A 16,675-nucleotide genomic window follows, 5' to 3' on the forward strand; every position below is an offset into this window, starting at 1 on the left:
TTATGTCCTGACAATATCACAAGCGAGGCGTCATGCAAGGGCATCTTCCGCTGACAAACCCGCCTCGCGGTAACATTGTCGGGACATTAGGCCGATGGCCGGCCGCAAAGGAGCGCATCATGGCTGCAGACCAGCCCGTATGGCCCGACGAGCTCTTCGCCGACCTCGATCGGACCGGCCCCGTCCCCCTCTACTTCCAGGTGTCCAGCCGGCTCGAGGCGGCCATCCGCTCGGGTGAGATCGCACCGGGCGCCAGGCTCGAGAACGAGATCGAGATCGGCCACCGCCTCGGCCTGTCGCGCCCGACGGTGCGCAGGGCCATCCAGGAGCTCGTCGACAAGGGACTGCTCGTGCGGCGCCGCGGCATCGGCACGCAGGTCGTGCAGGGTCAGGTGACGCGTCAGGTGGAGCTGACGAGCCTCTACGAGGACCTCAAGAACGCGCAGCACGACCCCACGACGCGCGTGCTCGTGCGCGACGTGCGGGCGGCGCCGGCCGATGTCGCGGAGCAGCTCGGCGTGGCGGTCGGCAGCGACGCGCTGTACCTGCGGCGCCAGCGCAGCACCGACGGCGTCCCCGTGGCGCTGCTGGAGAACTGGCTGCCGAGCGACTTCGCGGACATCTCGCTCGAGACGCTCGAGCAGCAGGGGCTCTACCAGATCCTGCGGACGCGCGGTGTGACCATCCGGGTCGCGAAGCAGCGGATCGGCGCCCGCCGCGAGCACGGCGACGAGGCCGAGCTGCTCGACGTCGACAAAGGCGGGCCGCTGCTGACGATGGAGCGCGTCGCCTACGACGCGTCGGGACGCGCGATCGAGTTCGGGCACCACTGCTACCGCCCCGACATGTACAGCTTCGAGACGACACTCGTCGCGAAGTAGCCGGAGCAGCGACGGCCGACGGGGCGCCTCGCCGACGCGGGCTCAGCCGGCGCCCCGTCGAGGAGGCCTCACACGGCGGCGAGCTGCGCGGCCGCGTCCGCCGGCGACGCCGCGCCCGCCGTGGCGAGCGTCACGGGCTCGCGCACGGGCAGGATGGTCGGGTGCGTGCTCGACATCTGCTCGAGCACGCGGACCACCTGGCACGAGTACCCGTACTCGTTGTCGTACCAGACGTAGAGCACGACGCTCGACTCGCCCGCGATCGTCGCGAGGCCGTCGACGATGCCGGCGCGGTTGCTGCCGACGAAGTCGGTCGAGACGACCTCGGGCGACTCGACGTAGTCGATCTGCTGCCGCAGCGGCGACGTCAGCGACGTCTGACGCAGGTAGGCGTTGATCTCGTCCTTCGTCGTGGGACGGTCGAGCTGCAGGTTGAGGATCGCGAGCGAGACGTCGGGCGTCGGAACGCGGATCGCGCTGCCCGACAGACGCCCGGCGAGCTGCGGCAGCGCCTTCGCGACGGCCTTCGCGGCGCCCGTCTCGGCGATGACCATGTTGAGCGCGGCGGAGCGCCCGCGGCGGTCGCCCTTGTGGAAGTTGTCGATGAGGTTCTGGTCGTTCGTGTACGAGTGCACGGTCTCGACGTGTCCGTGACGGATGCCGAAGGCCTCGTCCACCGCCGCGAGGACAGGGGTGATGGCGTTGGTCGTGCACGAGGCCGCGGACAGGATCCGGTCGTCGTCGCGGATCTCGTCGCTGTTGATGCCGGAGACGATGTTCTTGATGGCGCCCTTGCCGGGGGCCGTCAGCAGCACGCGCGCGACGCCCGGAGCGCGGAGGTGCTGCGAGAGCCCCTCCTCGTCGCGCCAGCGCCCCGTGTTGTCCACGACGATCGCGTCGCGGATGCCGTAGGCCGTGTAGTCGACGCCCGCCGGGTCGTCGGAGTAGATGACCTGGATGAGCGTGCCGTTGGCGAGGATCGTCTCGTTCTCCTCGTCGACCTCGATCGTCCCCGCGAACGGGCCGTGCACGGAGTCTCGACGGAGGAGGCTCGCCCGCTTGCGCAGGTCTCCGTCCGCCCCGCGTCGGACGACGACGGCGCGGAGACGGAGACCCGTGCCATCCCCCTGGTGCGCGATGAGGATGCGCGCGAGCAGGCGCCCGATGCGGCCGAACCCGTACAGGACGACGTCCGTCGGCGTCGACTCGCGCGCGTCGAGGACGGGCGCGAGCTCCTCGCGGAGGAAGGCCGCGAGCGCCTCGGGCTCGTACACCCCTCCGCGTCCGTCGAAGCGGGTGACGAGCCTCGCGACGTCGACCGAGGCGGGGCCCGGCCGGAGCGCATCGAGGGCGTCGAGAACGGCGTACGTCTTCTCCGGACGCAGCACCTCGTCGCCGACCTTGCGCGTGAACCGGTGGTTCTTGAGGATCTCGACGGGCGAGATGTTGATGAGGCGCCGCCCGTGGATGGAGGTCACGATCCCGTGCTCGCGGTACAGGCGCCCGATGAGCGGGATCATCCGCTCCGCCAGCTCCTCTCGCGCGATCCATTCCGCTCGTCGGGCTTCGAAGTGCTCGCTCACGCTCGCTCGGTCTCCTTCGTTCGGCGGGTCGTCATCGCCCGCGCTGCTCGTGGCGAGACCAGGTTATGACCGGACGAGGTCGATCTTGCGAGCCGGAAGCGGGTTAAGAAACCCGCTTCTTGCCATCCGCGAAAGCCCACGCGGCCACCGCGATGAGGGCGGAGACGAGCATGACGATCCCGCAGGGCACGGCCGTCGCCTCGCCTCCGATGCTCACGAGGGGCGAGACGACCGCCGCCAGACCGAACTGCAGCGCGCCGATGACGGCCGACGCAGACCCTGCGGCCCCCGGTGCGGCGGCCTGCGCGAGCGCCGTGGCGTTGCCGAGGACGAGGCCGAGCGAGGCGACCGCGACGAAGACGGATGCCGCGAGCAGCCAGAGCGGCGCACCCGTGACCGCGACGACGAGGAAGGCCGCCGATCCCGCGAGCGATCCGCCGAGCCCCCACGCGAGCAGCCGACGAGCGGGCACGCGGTCGACGAGCTTCGCGGAGAGGGCGCTCGTCGCCATGAGCGCGAGCGCGTTGAGGCCGAACAGGAGGCCGTACTGCACCTCGTCGAGGCCCATCATCGTCTGGTAGAGGAACGGCGAGGCCGAGATGTACGCCATCATGACGCTGAACGCGAAGGCGAACGCGAGCGCGTGGCCGAGGAACGCCCGCGATCGGAGCCCCGCGGCCTGCCGCGTTCCACCGTGGGCCCGCGCGGCATGCGGATGCGTCTCGCGCACGACGAGCACGACGGCGATGAGCATGAGCACGGAGATGCCGAGCACGACACCGAGCACACCGCGCCATCCGAGCGGCTCGGAGAGGAAGCCGCCCACGAGCGGCGCGACGACGGGCGCGACCCCGCCGACGATCATCATGAGGCTGAAGGCGCGCGCCGCCGCCGCGCCCTCCGCGAGGTCGGCGATGATGGCGCGGCCCAGGACCATCCCCGCCGCCCCGGCGAGGCCCTGCACGACGCGCGCGGCGATGAGCACGGGGAGCGTGGGAGCGAGCACCGCCACGGCGCTCGAGACGACGAGCGCGACGGCTCCGACGAGCAGGGGCCCGCGGCGCCCGAACCGGTCGGACAGCGGCCCGAAGACGAGCTGGCCCGCGGCGACGCCGACGAGGAAGCCCGTCAGGGTCAGCTGGATGCCGGTGGCGTCCGCGGCGAGGTCGACCGCCATCTGCGGGAAGGCCGGCAGGTAGAGGTCCGTCGCGAACGGCGCCACGGCCGACAGCAGGGCGAGCACGAGCAGCAGCGCGGCGCCGATCGCCTCCCCGCTGCGCACGCGGACGGCGGATGGCTGGGCGATGGTTCCCGTGCTCATGATCTCCTCGAATTGGTTATGTATGCATAATCATAGCGGATGCGCGCATAGGATCGGCTCATGCCCCCGCACGACGCCGATCTCGCCACGCTCGCCGACGCGGTCCTCACGCTCGCGCGCGAGATCGAGCTGCGGATGACCGAGGAGGCCGACGTCGTCGCGCTCACGGCGACCGCGCGGATGGTCCTGCGCTACGTGCACCACCGCGACGGGGCCTCGCCGAGCGAGATCGGCGAACGGCTCGGGATCAAGCGCCCCAACGTGAGCGAGGCGCTGCGCCAGCTCGAGCGCGCGGGACTGGTGACACGCGACCATCCGACGGGTGATCGCCGCGGCGTCGTCGTGCGCGCGACACCGCTCGCCGATGAGAACCTCGCGCGGCTGCGCGAGGTCTGGGCGCGCACGCTCGCCCCCGCGCAGGGGATGGCCCTCGACGCGGCGGCGCTGTCGCATTCCCTGGGCGACCTCGCCGATGCCGCCGCCGACGCCCGCACCGGGCGCACCTGACTCCCGCCGTCCCGCCTCATCCCTTCTCGTCCAGGTCGCACTTCCCGCCCCCAGATTGGGCATCTGGGGCCGGGAAGTGCGACCTGGACAGGGCAGAACTGCCCCCGTACGACGACTGGTCGACGTCTGTAGGCTGAGGACATGCCCCACGACTCCACGCGCGCGGGACTCTCCGCCGTCATCCGCCCCGACGGCTCGGCCGAGCTCACCGTCGACGAGACTCCCCAGGAGATCCCGACGTCGCTCATCGAGGACGCGAGGCGCGAGATCGTGCGCCGCACCGCCGAGATCGCGGCACTGCTCGGCGGCCCCGTGCAGGTCGTGGTGCACGAGCCCGATGGCGACTGGCCGCTGCTCGTGCATCCCGACGGCCGCGTGGACTCGGACGAGGGCTCCGCGCCGCCGCAGGCCCCCGCCGGAGCGGACGAGGACGACGAGGTGTCGGCCGACACCGTCATCCGCCCCGCGCCCGCTCGCTCGGAGACATCCGCCGAGGAGACGCCGTCGACCCGGCCCACGGCCGTCCCTCCGTCCTCCGTGCCGGCCCCGGCCGCGGCATCCCCGGCCTCGCCATCCCCCATCTCCTCCGTGCCGCTCGCCGCCCCCGCGTCCGGTCCGGCACCGGTGTCCGCTCCGGCGCCGGAAGCGCTGCCCGCGCCCGCGCCGGCAGCGCCGGTCGCGCCAGCGCCGGTGTCCGCCGCGCCGGTCGCGCCCGCTTCCGCGCGCAGCGCGAACCCGGCGCCGGCCCGGGCGGCGGACCCGTCGCGGACCGCCCCCGCCGCACCTCCCGAGCCCTCCGGCCCCGAGGAGCGCCGCTCCTTCCTCGCCGCCGAGCAGGACGCCGAGGAGCTCGCCACACGCGGATGGCGCGGTGCGCTCGTCCGCACCGGCATGCGCGTCCCGCCCGGATCGGCCGAGCGCGCCGAGCGGGCCGATCAGACGGCCGTCGCGCAGCACTGGTTCGGGCCGCGCACGATCGCCGTCGTGAACGGCAAGGGCGGCGCGGGCAAGACGCCGACGACGATCCTCACGGCCGCGGTCTTCGCGCGCTTCGGCGGCGCGGGCGTGCTCGCCTGGGACAACAACCAGACGCGCGGGACGCTCGGCTGGCGCACCGAGCAGGGGCCGCACGAGGCGACCCTGCACGAGCTGCTCCCCGAGACCGACCGCCTGCTGTCGGCCGACGCGCAGGCCGCTGATCTCGCGCGCTTCGTACACCACCAGACGCGCGACCGGTTCGACGTGCTGCGGTCGAAGCCGATGGTGCTCGCCGAGCAGCAGCGCATCCACTCCGACGACGTCGACCGCATCCACGCTGTCGCCTCGAAGTACTACCGCCTCATCGTGATGGACTCCGGCAACGACGAGTCCGACCCGATGTGGCTGCGCATGATCGACCACTCCGACCAGATCGTCGTCACGACGACGTCGCGCGCCGAGCACGCCGAGGCGGGTGCCCTGCTCCTGGAGGCTCTGGCCTCGCGCGACGCCCGTTCGGCACGGCTCGCGCAGAACGCCGTCGCCGTCGTCAGCCAGGCCGACCCCCACGCCTCGACGACCGAGCACCGAAAGGTCGTCGACGGCTACCGCTCCCTCGCGCGCGATGTCGTGAGCGTGCCGTACGACCCGGCCATGATCGGCGGCCTCCTCCACTACGGCGCGCTCAAGCCGGCCACGCAGCGCGCGTGGCTCGCCGCCGGTGCGGCGATCGCGCGCGGGCTCGGTCCCGCCGGAGGCTGAGCCGCGCCGGTCCGGCCTATAGCCGCACGACCTCCGTCACGCGGACGACCGCGGAGCCGGCCTCGGCGGAGGCCTCCAGGTCCACCTCGGCGCGGATGCGCCAGTCGTGGTCGCCCTCCGGGTCGTCGATCGTCTGCTCGACGCGCCAGAGCGCGCCGTCCTCTTCGATGCGGCAGTAGGCCGGCGACCGGGAGGCTCCGGAGACGCCGATGGACTCGTGCTCCGCGTAGTACCGGTCGAGTGCGCCGGGCCAGTCGACGTCGGGGTCGAGTGCGGCGAGGTCCTCGTCTTTCTCGAGCGCCGCGAGCTGCACGCGCCGGAACAGCTCGTTGCGGACGAGCACCGTGAACGCGCGGCGGTTCACGGTGACGGACGGCGGAGCGGGCGGCACGACCGACGTGGCGTCGTCGCCGTCCGCCCCCGAGGCGAGCGCCTCCCATTCGTCGACGAGGCTCGAGTCGACCTGCCTGACCAGCTCGCCGAGCCACTCGATGATGTCGCGCAGCTCGTCCGTGCGCGCCTCGGCGGGCACGGTCTGGCGGATGGCGCGGTACGCGTCGCTGAGGTAGCGCAGCACGAGCCCCTCGCTGCGCCCCAGCTGGTACCAGTTCACGAACTCCGCGAACGACATGGCCTGCTCGAACATGTCGCGCACGACCGACTTGGGACGCAGCTCGAAGTCGCGCACCCACGGCTGGCTCGACGCGAACACCTCGAACGACTGGCGCAGCAGATCAGCGAGCGGCTTGGCGTAGGTGACCTCCTCGAGCGCCTCCATGCGCTCCTCGTACTCCATCCCCTCGCGCTTCATGGCCGCCACCGCCTCGCCGCGCGCCTTGTACTCCTGCTGCGCGAGGATGGCGCGCGGATCGTCGAGCGTCGACTCGATGACGCTCACGACGTCGAGGGCGTACGACCCCGTGCCCACGCCGTCTGCGCCGTCGGCGGGGTCGAGCAGCTCGATCGCCGCGAGCGCGAAGGGCGACAGCGGCTGGTTGAGGGCGAAGTTCGGCTGCAGGTCGACGACGAGGCGGATGGCCCCGTCCGGCGCGACCTCGACGATGCCCGCCTCACGCAGCGTCCGGAAGATGGCGAGCGCCCGGCGCGCCAGCTCGTAGCGGCGGTGCCGGGGCTCGTGATTGTCGAACACGAGGGAACGGACGTTCGCGAAGACGTCTCCGCCACGGCCGATGACGTTGATGAGCATGGCGCTCGTGATCTGCAGCTGCGGCTGCAGGGGCTCCGGCTCCGCGTCGACGAGCTTCTCGAACGTCTGCGCGCTCCACGACACGTAGCCGGCCGGTGCCTTCTTCCGCTGCACGCGCTTGCGCTTGACGGGGTCGTCGCCCGCCTTCCGCAGCGCCTGCGCGTTCTCGATCTCGTGCTCGGGCGCGAGCACGATGACGTTGCCGTAGGGGTCGTAGCCGGCGCGGCCCGCGCGACCCGCGATCTGATGGAACTCGCGCGCCGATAGGCGGCGCATCCGCGTGCCGTCGTACTTCGACAGCGCCGTGATCATGACGGTGCGGATGGGCACGTTGATGCCGACGCCGAGGGTGTCCGTCCCGCAGATGACGCGGAGGAGCCCGCGCTGCGCGAGCGTCTCGACGAGACGGCGGTACCGCGGCAGCATGCCCGCATGGTGCACGCCGATGCCCGAGCGCACGAGCCGCGAGAGGGTCTTGCCGAACGCGGTCGTGAACCGGAACCCGCCGATGGCCTCGGCGATCTCGTCGCGCTGCTCGCGCGTGGTGACCTTGACGCTCGCGAGCGCCTGCGCACGCTCCATGGCGGCCGCCTGCGAGAAGTGCACGATGTAGACGGGGGTCTCCCGCTCCTCGAGGAGCTTCTCGACCGTTTCGTGCGCGGCGTGGTCGGAGTAGGTGTGGTGCAGCGGCACGGGCCGCTCGGCGCCCGCGACGAGCGCCGTGGACCGCCCCGTGCGGCGGCTGAGGTCGGCGCGGATGTCGGCGGTGTCGCCGAGGGTCGCCGACATGAGGAGGAACTGCGCGCGCGGGAGCAGGAGGAGCGGCACCTGCCATGCCCATCCCCGGTCGGCGTCGCCGTAGTAGTGGAACTCGTCCATGACGACCTGGTCGACGTCGGCGTCTGCTCCGTGCCGCAGCGCGAGGTTCGCGAGGATCTCGGCCGTGCAGCACACGATGGGGGCGTCGGCGTTGACCGAGGAGTCGCCCGTGACCATCCCGACGTTCTCGGCGCCGAAGATGTCGACGAGGGCGAAGAACTTCTCGCTCACGAGCGCCTTGATCGGCGCCGTGTAGTACGTGCGGCCGGCGCCGGCGAGGGCGACGGCGTGCGCGGCGATCGCGACGAGCGATTTGCCCGTTCCCGTCGGCGTCGCGAGCACGACGTTGGCGCCAGAGACGAGCTCGATGACGGCCTCGTCCTGGGCGGGGTACAGCGCGAGCCCGCGGCCCTCGGCCCACTCCACGAAGGCGGTGTAGAGGGCGTCGGCGTCGGAGCCGGCCGCGCGGACGCTGTCGAGGAGGGAGGAGGCCATCCCCTCGAGTCTGCCTCATCGGCGGAGGGCGCCGCTCTACGATGAGGATCGTGCCCGCGAGTCCTGCCGTCCTGCTCCGCTTCTTCGACGCGCTCGTGGGCGCGGAGGTCAGCCTGTGGGGCGACGCCGACGCCGCCGTGACGGCGGGCACGTCGGCCGGTCTCGGCACCGTGTCGGCGCTCGGCGTCATCGCGGGACACGGCGACGACGCCCGCGTGCAGGACGTGGCGGACGGCATCGGCATCACGGTCGGCGCCGCGAGCAAGCTCGTCGACCGCCTCGAACGCGACGGGCTCGTCGTGCGCGCCCCGAACCCCTCGGATCGCCGCTCGTCGCTGCTGCGGATGACGGCGGATGGCCGGCGCGTGCTCGACGACGGCAGCGGCGTGCTCGTGCACGTGCTGGGCGAGCGCCTCGCCGGCCTCGATGAGACGACGCTCGCGTCGGCGACCGAGGTGCTCGAGTCCCTGCAGGGCTGATGCGGCTTCCCGAGAAGATGCATCCCGGGCAGGTACGTCAGCACCGCGTCGCTCCCCCCTCGCCCAGGTCGCAGTTCCCGTCCGCTACCGGCACCCTGAGGCCGGAAAGTGCGACCCGAGCGGGTCACCCCCTCGCCCAGGTCGCAGTTCCCGTCCCCTAACGGCACCCTCGGGCCGCGAAGTGCCACCCGAGCGCGACATCCCCTCGCCCAGGTCGCAGTTCCCGTCCGCTAACGGCGCCCTCGGGCCGCGAAGTGCAACCCGAGCGGGTCACCCCCTCGCCCAGGTCGCAGTTCCCGTCCTCTAACGGCGCCCTCGGGCCGCGAAGTGCCACCCGAGCGGGTCACCCCCTCGCCCAGGTCGCAGTTCCCGTCCGCTACCGGCACCCTGAGGCCGGAAAGTGCGACCCGAGCGGGTCACCCCCTCGCCCAGGTCGCAGTTCCCGTCCGCTAACGGCACCCTCGGGCCGCGAAGTGCGACCCGAGCGCGACATCCCCTCGCCCAGGTCGCAGTTCCCGTCCTCTAACGGCACCCTCGGGCCGCGAAGTGCGACCCGAGCGCGAGAGCATGCCGCCGACCGCGGCCGCCACTAGCCGGGCCGCCGGGCCGACGGGCGCCGGGCCGCCGGGCCGCTCAGGGGCTCGTCTCGTGCGCGATCGCGGCGATGAAGGCGTCGATGTCGTCCTCGGTCGTGTCGAAGCTGCACATCCAGCGCACCTCGCCCGTCGACTCGTCCCAGTCGTAGAAGCGGAAGCTCTCGCGGAGGCGGTCGGCGACCCCCTCCGGCAGGATGGCGAACACGCCGTTCGCCTGCGTCTCGCGCGTGAACGACACCCCGCGGATCGAGCCGTCGGCGAGCCCGGTCTCGACGCCCGCCCGCAGCCGCTGCGCCATGGCGTTGGCATGCCGGGCGTTGCGCAGGTACAGGTCGCCGTCGAAGAGCGCGAGGAGCTGCGCCGAGACGAACCGCATCTTCGACGCGAGCTGCATGTTGAGCTTGCGCAGGTAGGTGAGTCCCGTCGCCGCCGCGGGGTCGAGCACGACGATCGCCTCGGCGAGCATCGCGCCGTTCTTCGTGCCGCCGAGCGAGACGACGTCGACCCCCGCGTCGCGCGTGAACGCGCCGAGCGGCAGGTCGAGCGCGGCGGCCGCGTTCGAGATGCGGGCGCCGTCGAGGTGGACGCGCATGCCGAGGCCGTGCGCGTGGTCGGCGATCGCGCGGATCTCGTCCGGCGTGTACAGCGTGCCGAGCTCCGTCGTCTGCGTGATCGAGACGACGAGGGGCTGCGCGCGGTGCTCGTCGCCCCATCCCCACGCCTCGCGGTCGATGAGCTCGGGGGTGAGCTTGCCGTCGTCGGTCGGCACGGTGAGCAGCTTCATGCCGCCGATGCGCTCGGGGGCGCCCTGCTCGTCGACGTTGATGTGCGCCGTCGCGGCGGCGATGACGGCGCCCCAGCGCGGCAGCATCGACTGCAGCGCGGTGACGTTGGCGCCCGTGCCGTTGAAGACGGGGAACGCCTCGACGGGGCCCCCGAAGCGCTCCGCGAGCACCTCGTGCAGGCGCGCCGTGTAGACGTCCTCCCCGTAGGCGACCTGGTGCCCGGCGTTGGCGGCGGCGAGCGCCGCGAGCACCTCCGGGTGGATGCCTGCGTAGTTGTCGGATGCGAAGCCGCGCAGATGCGCGTCGTGCAGAGGGTTCACTTCTCCAGCCTATTCAAGGGGGTCGCGCGCGGCGGATGGCGGGGCGGATGGCCGCGCGTCAGGACAGGTCGATCACGCGGTCGTCGACGGCGTCGGCCGGGGCCTGCCAGAGCGCCGCGTACTCTTCGGCGAGGCGCTCCTCGAGGCCCGCGAGCGCCGTCACGCGGAAGATCGTCGCCGCGGCGGCCGGCGCCTCCTTCGCGAAGCCGTGGGCGAGCGCGCGCATCCACGCCTCGCTCGCCGCTTTGACCGCGGCGTAGTTCGCGCCGCCCGCGAGCGGCCGCGCGACGGCGGTGGACGACACCATCGCGACCCGCGCGCACGGGGAGGCGACGAGGGATGGCCAGAGGGCGCGGGTCACGAGGCGGAGGGCCGTGAACGACCCCTCCAGGGCGCGGTAGTCGGCCTCGGTCTGGCCGAGAATGCCCCCGCCGCCGCGCCATCCGCCGACGAGATGCAGCACGCCGTCGACGGGGCCCAGGGCCGCGGCGAGCGCTGCCACCTCGTCCTCGTCCGCGAGATCGGCCTCGATCGTCGCGACGCCCTCGCGTCCGAGCGCCGCGAGCTTCACGGGATCGCGACCGGCGACGACGACGCGCGCGCCGCCATCCGCGAGCCGTCGTGCGACGGCCCGGCCGGCCGCGCTCGTGCCCCCGGAGAGGAGCACGGCGCGGCCGGCGAGGCCGAGGTCAGTCATCGGATCCGCGGATGCCCGACGTCTGCGCGATGACCGAGCGCATCTTCTTCTCGAGCGCCTCGTAGAACATCGACAGCGGGAACTCGTCGTCGAGCACGGCGTCGGTGTACCCCCGCACGGGCCCCGCGAGCACGGTGTCGGGGAGGCCCCGCGCCCACGCCGATGCGGGATGCGGGGTCAGCACCGATCGCACGAGGTCGTACGCCGCGAGCCAATGCGCCGCCTTCGGCCGGTCGATCGAGCGCCAGTACAGTTCGTCGATGGCGTCGCCGAGCGCGACCACGGCCTCCGGCACGGCGTCCCAGTCGAACGCGAGCGATGTGTCCGTCCAGTGCAGCGCGCCGCGCTGATGCAGCCACGCGAACAGCAGCTGGCCGCCGAGCCCGTCGTAGTTGCGCACGCGGCTGCCCGTGATGGCGAAACGGAAGATGCGGTCGAAGATGACCGCGTACTGCACGAGCACGGCGTGCTCGAGCGTCTCGCGTTCGACGTCGTCGAGGTCGTCGGCCGCCGAGAGACGGCGCTGGATGGCCACCGACTCGCGGAACGCCGTGAGGTCGCAGCGCAGCTCTTCGAGGGAGTAGAGGAAGTACGGCATGCGCTGCTTGATCATGAACGGATCGAACGGCAGGTCGCCGCGCATGTGCGTCCGGTCGTGGATGATGTCCCACATGACGAAGGACTTCTCCGTGAGCGACTGGTCCTCCAGCATGCGGCGGGCGTCGTCGGGCAGGTCGAGCTTCGTGATCCCGGCCGCGGCGCGCACGACGCGGCGGTAGCGGGCTGCCTCCCTGTCCTGGAAGATCGCGCCCCACGTGAACTCCGGCACCTCGCGCACCGAGACCGTCTCCGGGAAGAGGACCGCCGAGTTCGTGTCGTAGCCGGCCGTGAAGTCGACGAGTCGCAGGCTCACGAACAGCCGGTTGCCGTAGTCGCCCGCCTCGAGCCGTGCGATGAACTCGGGCCAGATCACCTCGACGACGAGCGCCTCGATGCGGCGATCGGGCGACCCGTTCTGCGTGTACATCGGGAAGACGACGAGGTGGCGCAGCCCGTCGACGCGGTGCCGCTCGGGGTGGAAGGCGACGAGCGCGTCGTGGAAGTCGGGTACTCCGAACCCCTCCGCCTGCCAGCGCGCCAGGTCGGCGTCGACGGCGGCGAGATAGGCGGCGTCGTGCGGGAACCGCGGCGCCAGCTCGCGGACGGCATCGCGTAGGCGCTCCGTCTCGACGCGCGCCGCGGCGTGCAGGGCCGCCTCGAGGATGGCGCCGTCGGGCGCCTGCATGCCCTGCAGCGCGGTCGCCGCCTCCTTCAGGCGACGCCATCCGTCGGAGCGCTCGATGCCGGGTGCCCGTCCGTCCTCGACGACCTCGGGCTCGCCGATGATGGCCTTCGTCACCTGGATCTGGCTCATGGACATGGGAACCTCCGTTCTCGAGGCTCGGGCCGCGACGACGCGGCGACGGATGTCGGTGCCTCCCAGGCTAGGCGTCCGCGCCCTGCGGCGACATGGCCATCCTGCGCGATCTTCCGCGATCGGACGGGGATGGACCGTGCGTTCTGCGCAGACGGAACGCGGCCGGCCTACGCAATCCGGCGCGCCGCGAGCAGGCCGGACGCGAGCTGCGCGACGCCGAGCACGACGAGCAGCACGAGCGTCCACGCCCATTCGCCCGTCGCCTCTGCGAGGGCGCCGGCCGCGACGGGCCCCGCGGCCGCGAGCAAGTAGCCGACGGTCTGCGCCATGCCGGAGAGCCGCGCCGCCTCGGCGTGCGAACGCGCCTTCGTGCTCACCATCGTGAGCGCGGCCGTGAGCGAGGCGCCCTGCCCGAAGCCCGCCACGGCGGCCCACAGGAGGGCGAGGCCGGGCACCGCGAGCAGGCCGGCCGCCGCGACGATCATCGGGACGGCGGCCACGGCCATCCCCACCCGGTGGTCGCGACCGGGTCGGAGGAAGCGCGGGACGGCGAGGCTCCCGAGGATGCCGACCCACACCATGACGGAGAGGTGGACCCCGGCCGCGCTCGCCGACGTGCCTCGCGCCGTCTCGATCGTGGGGAGCCACGTGACGAGCACGTAGAACGCGGTCGACTGCAGGCCCATGAACGCCGTCACGAGCCACGCGGTCGGCCAGGTCCAGACGCTCCCGCCCGCGTGGGGGGTCGCGCCGGGCGCCGCCGGCACGACGGGGGCGGGGCGCCGCACCCGCCACGTCCAGGCGATCGCGGCGACGAGCGAGAGCAGGCCGGGCGCGAGGAGTGCGAGCCGCCAGTCGACGGCCGCGGCGAGCGGCGCGGACGTGGCGGAGGCGACACCCGCCGCGAAGGCGAGGAACGCGGTGTAGAGGCCCGTCGCGCGCGAGACGTGGGCGGCGTAGTCGCGCTTCACGAGCACGGGGACGAGCACATTGCCCACCCCGATCGAGATGCCGATCGCGAACGTGCCGATCCACAGGCCGGGCTCCGCACCGTAGGAGCGCAGCGCGATGGCCGCCGTGAGCACGACGAGGGCGACGAGGATGGTCCGCTCCTCCCCGTGGCGCGTCGAGACGCGGTGCACGAGGGGCGAGACGGCGGCGAAGGCGAGGAGCGGGAGCGCTCCGACGAGGCCGAGGGCCGACTCGCCCAGGCCGAGGTCGGCCCCGACGAGCGGGAGGACGGGTCCGAACGAGGTCAGCGCGGGGCGCAGGCACATGGCCACGAGGAAGACGAGGGCGGCGAGGATCGCCGTGCGCCGGGTGCGTTCGGTCATCCTCCGATCCCATCATGATCGCGTCGGTACGATCGACGGATGGCCCGGCGCTATCCCTCGACGATCGCGGCGCCCGTCGAGCACGAGCTCGTCATCCGGAAGTCGCGGTTCATCGCGCAGCTCGCTCCGGCCGGGTCCGTCGAGGAGGCCGATGCGGTGATCGCCGCCGTCCGCCGTCGCGCGTGGGACGCACGGCACAACTGCACCGCCATGGTGACGGGGGTGCTCGGCGACCAGGCGCGCTCCTCCGACGACGGCGAGCCGTCGGGCACGGCCGGCGTGCCGATGCTCGAGGTGCTGCGGCGACGCGAGCTGACCGACCTCGTGGCCGTCGTGACGCGGTACTTCGGCGGGGTCAAGCTCGGGGCGGGCGGGCTCGTGCGCGCGTATTCCTCCGCGGTGTCGGAGGCTCTCGACCGCGCGCTGCTCGTGCGGAGGATGCCGCTCGTGCAGGCCGTCGTCGACGTGCCGCACGGCGACGCCGGGCGCATCGACAACCTGCTCCGCGACTGGGCGTCGCACCATGGCGCGACGCTCGGCGATCCCGTCTACGGCGCGAGCGCCGCGTTCGAGCTGTGGGTGCCCGAGGATGCCCGTGCGCGCCTCGTCGACGACCTCGCCGCCGCGTCGTCCGGTGCGCTCGCGCCCGTGTTCGGCGTGGAGCAGGTGGTCGATCTCCGCTGACCCGCGCCGGGCGCATCGCCGCGGTGAGCGGCCGAAGCGCACGGGCGCCGTGCCGGGCGAGCTCGTTCATCTCGCCTGGGCATCCGACGCGGGCGACCGGGGGTCCGCCGACGGCGGCTGGGGCGACGACAGCGGCGGTGGTGGAGGAGGCGGCGAGCGAGAAGTCCGCTACATCCACTTCTTCCACTTGAACACGCCCCACAGGCCGACGCTCGTCGCCGCCATCAGCGCGATGGCCGCGGGGTAGCCCCACACCCAGTGGAGCTCGGGCATGTAGTCGAAGTTCATCCCGTAGATCGCGCCCACGAGCGTCGGCCCGAACAGGATGGCCGCCCATCCCGAGATCTTCTTCACCTGCTCGTTCTGCTGGAGCGACGTCTCGGTCTGACGCTGGGTGACGATCGTCGCGTTCACCGTGAGGGCGTTGTCGAGCACGGTCCGGAACCCCGCCACCCGGTCGCCGAGCTGCAGCACGTGGTCGAGCACGTCGCGCAGCAGGCGCTGCAGTTCGACGTCGACCCCGTACTTCTCCCCGCCGCGAAGGAGCGCGTCGAGCATGCCCGAGAGCGGCTGGGTTCCGCGCTGGAACGACAGCACCTCGCTCGAGAGCTCGTAGATGCGACGCGAGAGCGGCGTGCCGGTGTCGGCGAACAGGGCGCTCTCGATCTCGTCGATGTCGTTCTCGACGCCGCGGACGACCGGCACGTACTGGTCGACGACCTCGTCGAGGATGGCGTACAGCACCGCCTCGGGACCTCGCGCGAGCAGCTCGGGATCGGCCTCCATCCGCCGCCGCACGCGAGACAGGTCCGGCGCCTCCCCGTGACGCACCGTGACGACGAAGTCGCGGCCCACGAAGACGTGCAGTTCGCCGAACTCGACGGTCTCGGTCTCGTCGACGTACCAGGCCGGCCTCAGCACGACGAACAGGGTCTCGCCGTAGCGTTCCAGCTTCGCGCGCTGATGGCCGGTCTGCGCGTCCTCGATCGCGAGCGCGTGCAGACCGAACTCGCTCGACACGGTCTCGAGCTCCTGCGCGCTCGGGCGCAGCAGCCCGATCCAGCCCATCCCCTGCTTCTCGCGGAGGTACTCGAACGTGAGGTCGAGACTCGCCGGATCGGCGATCCGCCGGCCGTCGACGTACACGGCGTTGTCGATGATGGGCACGCGTCCATTGTGCGCCCGCCCACGCCCCGGTCAGCGCACCCCGACGGGCTGCGTCACCCTCACGGCGATGAACCGCGCGCCGTGCGCCCGCACGGCGACCGGATGCTCCGGGTCCAGCACAGCCGCCGACAGCGGCGGGACCCCCTGCCCGTCGACGCTCAACTCGCCCTCCAGGGCGATGAGCACGCGGGTCCCGCCCGCGAACGCGTGCTCGCCGTCCAGGCCGTGGAACGCGAGCGACGGCGCGGCCTCCGCCGCGTCGTAGCTGAGCAGGAGCATCCGGCTCGCGCCCGACGGCCGTGACGACGGCCGCTTCATGAGCACGGCGGACGTCTCCAGCTCGCTCGCGCGATCACGCCGCAGCGGGACGAGCCCCTGCGGCTTGCGGATCGACAGCTGGGGTCCCGACAGCCCGGCCACGAGCTGCCGGGTCCCTGCCGGGGCCGACGCCGCCCCCTCGGCGCTGCGGAGCTCGACGATCTGCAGCATCCAGAGCAGGCGCTCGCCAGGCGCCGTCTCGACCTGCACGTCGCGCACCGCGCCGATGCCGGAGAGGAGCCGCTGACCCGGCTGGTCGCGGAGGGGGAGCACACGAGGGAGGGGGCTCATGGGGGCCTTCCGGAACGGAGGAGGCGTGCCGGGC

General features: G+C 72.6%; 14 protein-coding genes. 5 read left to right on the forward strand and 9 right to left on the reverse strand.

The window, feature by feature from the left end:
* Positions 1-119 precede the first annotated feature (119 nt).
* Complete coding sequence (locus tag ACWGPF_RS14770; protein ID WP_345438671.1) at positions 120-881, forward strand: GntR family transcriptional regulator; 762 nt, start codon at positions 120-122, stop codon at positions 879-881.
* A 68-nt stretch (positions 882-949) separates the two neighbouring features.
* Here the strand turns inward: ACWGPF_RS14770 and ACWGPF_RS14775 are convergent, their stop codons facing one another.
* Both ACWGPF_RS14775 and ACWGPF_RS14780 read right to left on the reverse strand, forming a co-directional pair.
* Complete coding sequence (locus tag ACWGPF_RS14775; protein ID WP_452333513.1) at positions 950-2,464, reverse strand: glyceraldehyde-3-phosphate dehydrogenase; 1,515 nt, start codon at positions 2,462-2,464, stop codon at positions 950-952.
* Positions 2,465-2,567: 103 nt separating this feature from the next.
* Positions 2,568-3,785: a multidrug effflux MFS transporter gene (locus tag ACWGPF_RS14780; protein ID WP_452333514.1), complete on the reverse strand. Its 1,218-nt coding sequence runs from the start codon at positions 3,783-3,785 to the stop codon at positions 2,568-2,570.
* A gap of 60 nt (positions 3,786-3,845) precedes the next feature.
* On the opposite strand from ACWGPF_RS14780, the gene ACWGPF_RS14785 reads away from it, so the two are divergent.
* Positions 3,846-4,292 (forward strand): MarR family transcriptional regulator, encoded by a 447-nt coding sequence (locus tag ACWGPF_RS14785; RefSeq protein WP_452333515.1) that lies wholly within the window; start codon positions 3,846-3,848, stop codon positions 4,290-4,292.
* A gap of 141 nt (positions 4,293-4,433) precedes the next feature.
* Entirely contained in the window at positions 4,434-6,032 is a 1,599-nt protein-coding gene (locus ACWGPF_RS14790) for an ATPase (protein ID WP_452333516.1), read from the forward strand.
* Between the two features lie 16 nt (positions 6,033-6,048).
* Here the strand turns inward: ACWGPF_RS14790 and ACWGPF_RS14795 are convergent, their stop codons facing one another.
* Positions 6,049-8,553, reverse strand: a complete 2,505-nt coding sequence (locus ACWGPF_RS14795) for a DEAD/DEAH box helicase (RefSeq protein ID WP_452333517.1) — start codon at positions 8,551-8,553, stop codon at positions 6,049-6,051.
* A 50-nt stretch (positions 8,554-8,603) separates the two neighbouring features.
* Here ACWGPF_RS14795 and ACWGPF_RS14800 point away from each other — a divergent pair, with 50 nt between their 5' ends.
* Positions 8,604-9,032, forward strand: coding sequence for a MarR family winged helix-turn-helix transcriptional regulator (locus ACWGPF_RS14800; protein ID WP_452333518.1), 429 nt, complete (start codon positions 8,604-8,606; stop codon positions 9,030-9,032).
* A 633-nt stretch (positions 9,033-9,665) separates the two neighbouring features.
* Here ACWGPF_RS14800 and ACWGPF_RS14805 read toward each other — a convergent pair.
* The 4 genes from ACWGPF_RS14805 to ACWGPF_RS14820 form a co-directional block, all read right to left on the reverse strand.
* A complete protein-coding gene (locus tag ACWGPF_RS14805) occupies positions 9,666-10,733 on the reverse strand; it encodes a threonine aldolase family protein (RefSeq protein ID WP_452333519.1) in 1,068 nt (355 codons plus the stop codon).
* 58 nt (positions 10,734-10,791) lie between these two features.
* Positions 10,792-11,430: an SDR family NAD(P)-dependent oxidoreductase gene (locus ACWGPF_RS14810; protein WP_452333520.1), complete on the reverse strand. Its 639-nt coding sequence runs from the start codon at positions 11,428-11,430 to the stop codon at positions 10,792-10,794.
* Positions 11,423-12,844 carry a DUF6421 family protein gene (locus tag ACWGPF_RS14815; RefSeq protein WP_452333525.1) on the reverse strand — a complete coding sequence of 474 codons (1,422 nt, stop codon included), beginning with the start codon at positions 12,842-12,844 and terminating at the stop codon, positions 11,423-11,425. Before ACWGPF_RS14815 ends, ACWGPF_RS14810 begins: the two co-directional genes overlap by 8 nt.
* A 170-nt stretch (positions 12,845-13,014) precedes the next feature.
* Positions 13,015-14,181: an MFS transporter gene (locus ACWGPF_RS14820; RefSeq protein ID WP_452333521.1), complete on the reverse strand. Its 1,167-nt coding sequence runs from the start codon at positions 14,179-14,181 to the stop codon at positions 13,015-13,017.
* A 39-nt stretch (positions 14,182-14,220) separates the two neighbouring features.
* Here ACWGPF_RS14820 and ACWGPF_RS14825 point away from each other — a divergent pair, with 39 nt between their 5' ends.
* Entirely contained in the window at positions 14,221-14,865 is a 645-nt protein-coding gene (locus ACWGPF_RS14825; RefSeq protein ID WP_452333522.1) for an IMPACT family protein, read from the forward strand.
* 168 nt (positions 14,866-15,033) lie between these two features.
* On the opposite strand, the gene ACWGPF_RS14830 is transcribed toward ACWGPF_RS14825, so the two are convergent.
* A complete protein-coding gene (locus ACWGPF_RS14830; protein ID WP_452333523.1) occupies positions 15,034-16,032 on the reverse strand; it encodes a magnesium and cobalt transport protein CorA in 999 nt (332 codons plus the stop codon).
* Between the two features lie 30 nt (positions 16,033-16,062).
* Positions 16,063-16,675: hypothetical protein (locus tag ACWGPF_RS14835; protein WP_452333524.1), on the reverse strand; the 613-nt coding region annotated here is incomplete at its 5' end.

Source organism: Microbacterium sp. NPDC055683, from assembly GCF_053617895.1.

What these genes read in the sequence shown, in the direction of transcription:
- ACWGPF_RS14815 (WP_452333525.1), bottom strand. Translation starts at nt 12,844, where the DNA reads ATGAGCCAGATCCAGGTGACGAAGGCCATCATCGGCGAGCCCGAGGTC.
- ACWGPF_RS14820 (WP_452333521.1), bottom strand. Translation starts at nt 14,181, where the DNA reads ATGACCGAACGCACCCGGCGCACGGCGATCCTCGCCGCCCTCGTCTTC.
- ACWGPF_RS14810 (WP_452333520.1), bottom strand. Translation starts at nt 11,430, where the DNA reads ATGACTGACCTCGGCCTCGCCGGCCGCGCCGTGCTCCTCTCCGGGGGC.
- ACWGPF_RS14825 (WP_452333522.1), top strand. Translation starts at nt 14,221, where the DNA reads ATGGCCCGGCGCTATCCCTCGACGATCGCGGCGCCCGTCGAGCACGAG.
- ACWGPF_RS14795 (WP_452333517.1), bottom strand. Translation starts at nt 8,553, where the DNA reads ATGGCCTCCTCCCTCCTCGACAGCGTCCGCGCGGCCGGCTCCGACGCC.
- ACWGPF_RS14785 (WP_452333515.1), top strand. Translation starts at nt 3,846, where the DNA reads ATGCCCCCGCACGACGCCGATCTCGCCACGCTCGCCGACGCGGTCCTC.
- ACWGPF_RS14780 (WP_452333514.1), bottom strand. Translation starts at nt 3,785, where the DNA reads ATGAGCACGGGAACCATCGCCCAGCCATCCGCCGTCCGCGTGCGCAGC.
- ACWGPF_RS14770 (WP_345438671.1), top strand. Translation starts at nt 120, where the DNA reads ATGGCTGCAGACCAGCCCGTATGGCCCGACGAGCTCTTCGCCGACCTC.
- ACWGPF_RS14790 (WP_452333516.1), top strand. Translation starts at nt 4,434, where the DNA reads ATGCCCCACGACTCCACGCGCGCGGGACTCTCCGCCGTCATCCGCCCC.